Below are 4,177 nucleotides of genomic sequence, written 5' to 3'. Positions count from 1 at the left end.
GCCGCCGGTAGTTACGCCGCCGGTGGTTACGCCACCGGACAGGAACCGCGCATCACACCCCACAAGGACGACGCCGAACATCGGCGGCGGAAGTCCTCACGGGCAGCCTGGCTGACTGTCGTCATCACTGCGGTGATCCTCGTCCTTGCAACCGGCTTCCTCCTCCTCGGCAAACCGAACAACACCCCCGAGGCCTCACCGCTCATCGAAGTGCCGGTGGTCGAACGCCTGACCGAAGCACAAGCGTCCGGTGAACTGTCGAGGGCGGGGCTGATACCCATTTTCACCGAGCGGTACAACTCCGACGTCGAGGCGGGCCTTGTTGTATCCTCCGAACCGGACGCAGGCCGACGCGTGGACCCCGATTCCCAGGTCACGATGGTTCTCTCGCTGGGACCCGCCGACGTCGAGATTCCCGCATCCATCCGGGGCCTGTCCGAGTCCTCGGCCCGGTCGGCTCTCGAAGGTGCCGGACTGCTGACCGGTCAGGTGACCGAGGCCACCAGCGCCACGGTGACAGCCGGCCGGGTGCTCTCGTCTTCTCCGGATGCAGGTACGTCCGTGCCGGCCGGCGGCACCGTGGATCTGGTCCTGTCCAATGGGCGGGTGACCGTGCCGTTGCTGATCGATCTGCCACAGTCGGCTGCAACGGCTTTGTTGAACGATCCGGACGTGATGTTGCCCTACCGCGTGGAGACCGTCGAGAACAGCGTGGTCGAGCCCGGCATCGTGACGAACCAGAGCGCCGCCGCCCGCAGCGAGGTTCCCCAGGGAACCGAGATCGTTCTCCAGGTAGCGGCCCCCGCCACGGAACCCGAACCTCCGCTCAGTCCTTCCCCAAGTCCGTCCACAAGTCCATCCCCAAGTCCTTCCCCGGGACCGACGGCGGGCACGTCACCTCCTGCGGCGACCACTTCGCCGTCGCCGTCGTCCCTTCCCGAGGATGACTGAACGTTAGCGTGCGATCAGGGGGCTGAGGGTCGAGGCCTTCGCCGCCGCCCCCTCCAGACCGAGCGACTCCAGCCAGTTCCCGAGCATCCGGTAGCCGCCCTCGGTCAGGACGGATTCAGGATGGAACTGCACCCCGCACAGCGGAGCCGTCCGGTGTTCAAGGCCCATGATGATCCCGCTCGCCGTGCGCGCCGTGACATTGAGATCCGCAGGGACGTCGTCGCTGACAGCTGCGAGCGAGTGGTACCGGGTAGCGGTGACCGGCGACGGCAGGCCGGCGAAGATGCTGGTGGCATCGTGCTCCACCAGGGAGGTCTTCCCGTGCATGAGTTCGGGGGCGTGTGTCACCGAACCGCCGTATGCTTCGGCCAGCGCCTGATGCCCCAGGCAGACACCGAGCATCGGTTTGTTGTTGGCACCGCACCAGCGGATCAGGTCCACGCAGACCCCGGCGTCGGAGGGAGATCCCGGTCCCGGTGAGATCAGGACGCCATCCCGGTTCTCGGCAAGCGCCGCAGCTTCGGCGAGCGGAACGTCGTCGTTTCGAATAACGGTGGTTTCCGCCCCGAGTTCCTGCAGGTAGCCCACGAGGGTGTAGACGAAGCTGTCGTAGTTATCGACAACGAGGATTCTGGTGGTGTCAGTCATTGGAAAGTTGCCAATCGTGGAATCAGGAAGGGCTCTGGCCGTGGCTCAATCGCGGCCTCTGCAATGATACGCGCACCGACCCGGCAGCGGCCCACCGTCCCGGGTTTGGGTGCATTGGCTAGAATCGACAACAGAAACGATGCCGGCCCGAAGGTGTAGCGTCCCGCACGCCAGCGGGGCTTCGGCCCCAGGCGGTATTGCCGTAAAAAACGTAGCCCGACTGGTTCCCAGCCGGCCCATCAAGGAGGATCTGTGCCAGAGTCAAAGCGCCGTAAGAAGCCGGCTTCCACCCGAGCCGCGGCTTCGGCGGAGCCCAAGCCAAATCCGGTCTGGTACAAACCCGTGATGTTCGGCCTCATGATCATCGGCCTGCTGTGGATCATCACCTACTACATCTCGGAAGGGACTCTTCCGGTGCAGCCGTGGGGGTCCCTGAACATCATGGCCGGGTTCGGGATAGCGATTGTCGGATTCCTGATGACCACGCGCTGGCGCTGATCACCGGTCCGAGCGGACCCCTGCCCCGGTGGTCTCCGGTTTTGCGCCGAGGTGTCGCATTCAGCACGGCACAAAGCTGCGGCCCGGGTACGAGTACCGGTCCTCAGGATTGGGCGGGGAGGCTGATGGTGAAGGTCGAGCCGTACCCGGGTCTGCTCGCGCAGGAGATGGTCCCCGAATGGCCTTCCACGATGGCTTTCGCGATTGCCAGGCCGAGTCCGGTTCCTGGGATTGCAGATGCCCGAGCCGATGTGGCCCGGAAGAATCTCTCGAACACGCGGGCAGCATCCGTCGGGGATAGTCCGATGCCCGTGTCCTGCACATCCAGGGTGAGCAGGCCGTCATCGGCCCGCGCCCGAATAGCCACCACTCCACCTTTCGGCGAGTACTTGATGGCATTCGAGAGAAGGTTGTCGAGCACCTGGGCCATCCGCAGGGGATCGGTGTGTGTCCATAGCGGTGCCGGGACATCGGTCTTGATGGCGATGCCTGCCGCGGTTGCCTGGGGAAGTACCGACCCGACCACGGAGTCGATCAATCCGGCGAAGTCGGTCTCGCGGGGGTAGACCTTCATTCCGGCTGAGCCGGACTGCAGAAGACTGGACACCAGCTCGCTGAGGCGTTCGGCATTCTTGTAAGCGATCCCGACATAGTGGGATGCGTCTTCGGGGCTATCCGCGTTGGACGCGAATTCGAGGTTGCCGACTATCGAGGTTATCGGCGTCCGCAGCTCATGGGACACCGTTGCTATCACTTCATCCTTGGCTTTCAGCGCCTCGACCAGGCTCGTGACGTCGTTGTAGGCAAGAACCGCTCCCCGGAATTTCCCTGGCCCGGTCTCTATCGTCCGTGCGGCAGTGGAAAGCGCTCGCGCTGTGGGGCCCTCACCGACCCAGACCAGATAGTCGCCGAAGGTCTCTCCGGCGGCAGCCCGTGTCACCGGCCACCGGCTCTTCGGCAGGGGCGTTTTCCCGTCCTGGCCGAAAAGCGCGAGATTGTGCTGGCCTGAAGCAGCTTCGCCCTGCGAAAGGGTGGAGCGCTCGAAAAGTTCATGCTGGTGATTCGTCAGCATGACATTGCCGGTTCCATCGACGGTGATCACACCGACGTCGATGGTGTCGAGGATGGTCTGCAGGAGGCTCTCACGCTCGCTGCTCACCTCTAGCAGCTGCCGAAGCTCGACGTCCTTCTTCTCCAACCTGCGCTGCTGCAGCGCCATGTTCGCCGTCACGAAGCGCACCCCGAGCGCGACGGCGAACAGCATGACCGGTATCAGGACTGCACCGGTCGCTTCCGCAGCCGTAGGAGACACGGATCGGATCAGGAGGGGAGGCGCGATGATCAGCAGGGGTCCGAGAAAGCTGATCACCACCGAAAATCTGGACAGGCTGCTGGAAGCCGACAACCAGATCACCGGAAAGATCAGCAGGATGGCGAAGCCGGACATGAAATCGGCCGCCCCGGCGTGTGAAAGGCCGAGGGCTCCCATGTCGCCTAGCGGGATGAGAAGCGACGCACGATGTGGCAGGCGCTCCCACGGAACAGCCCAGCAGGAAATCAACAGGAGTGCGTGCACCAGCAGCGACACCTGGAAAAGCGGCTCATTCAACAGCCCAGGCCAGGCGGCGGGCGCAGCAAGGACGATGCACACGAGGATGGCAGTGAGCGGCAACTGGCACAGTCCGATGCGGGTTCGAGGACTCACCCGGTGAAACAGGGACGCTTCTGCTGGTGCCGGATCAGTCATGCGGATGTTGCCTGAGGTTGCCTGCTGACGGGCGCAACCGAGTGGGCGCTGTTCGGGCGAGAGACCATTTCTCCATTATCGCTGTAAATGCCCCGAAGCTGCGAATACTTACCGGGAGCGCGGGGTCGGAATTTGTGCACACGTTGTGCACTAAGTTATCCACAGCTGTGCACAACTTGGACGATAGCGCGGATCGTATCGTGTAACTCCAGTCACAGCTTATCCACAGATGTGGAATTACATGTGTGTAAGTTATACCCGGTGTTGATAACTGCTGTGGATAACGACGACTATGGCCCGTATCCGAAGGGATACGGGCCATAGTCGTCGGTG

Annotated in this window: 4 protein-coding genes; 2 read left to right on the top strand and 2 right to left on the bottom strand. The window is 63.3% G+C overall.

All coding sequences use genetic code 11. The features are described from left to right. Positions 1-951 (top strand): PASTA domain-containing protein (locus Y705_RS18760; protein ID WP_162149067.1); only part of this gene is annotated, 951 nt, incomplete at its 5' end. 3 nt (positions 952-954) lie between these two features. Here Y705_RS18760 and Y705_RS0109450 read toward each other — a convergent pair. After that, the gene (locus tag Y705_RS0109450) at positions 955-1,599 is read right to left on the bottom strand and encodes an anthranilate synthase component II (RefSeq protein ID WP_026532685.1); all 645 of its coding nucleotides are present in this window, start codon (positions 1,597-1,599) and stop codon (positions 955-957) included. Positions 1,600-1,851: 252 nt separating this feature from the next. Between Y705_RS0109450 and Y705_RS0109445 the strand changes: the two genes are divergently transcribed. Continuing rightward, the gene (locus tag Y705_RS0109445) at positions 1,852-2,097 is read left to right on the top strand and encodes a cell division protein CrgA (RefSeq protein WP_026532684.1); all 246 of its coding nucleotides are present in this window, start codon (positions 1,852-1,854) and stop codon (positions 2,095-2,097) included. A 103-nt stretch (positions 2,098-2,200) separates the two neighbouring features. On the opposite strand, the gene Y705_RS0109440 is transcribed toward Y705_RS0109445, so the two are convergent. Continuing rightward, a complete protein-coding gene (locus tag Y705_RS0109440; protein WP_026532683.1) occupies positions 2,201-3,844 on the bottom strand; it encodes a sensor histidine kinase in 1,644 nt (547 codons plus the stop codon). Positions 3,845-4,177 lie beyond the last annotated feature (333 nt).

Source organism: Arthrobacter sp. H41, assembly GCF_000520535.1.
In the GTDB taxonomy this organism is placed as follows: Bacteria; Actinomycetota; Actinomycetes; order Actinomycetales; family Micrococcaceae; genus Arthrobacter_D.
This window is presented reverse-complemented; position numbering and strand designations above follow the sequence as displayed.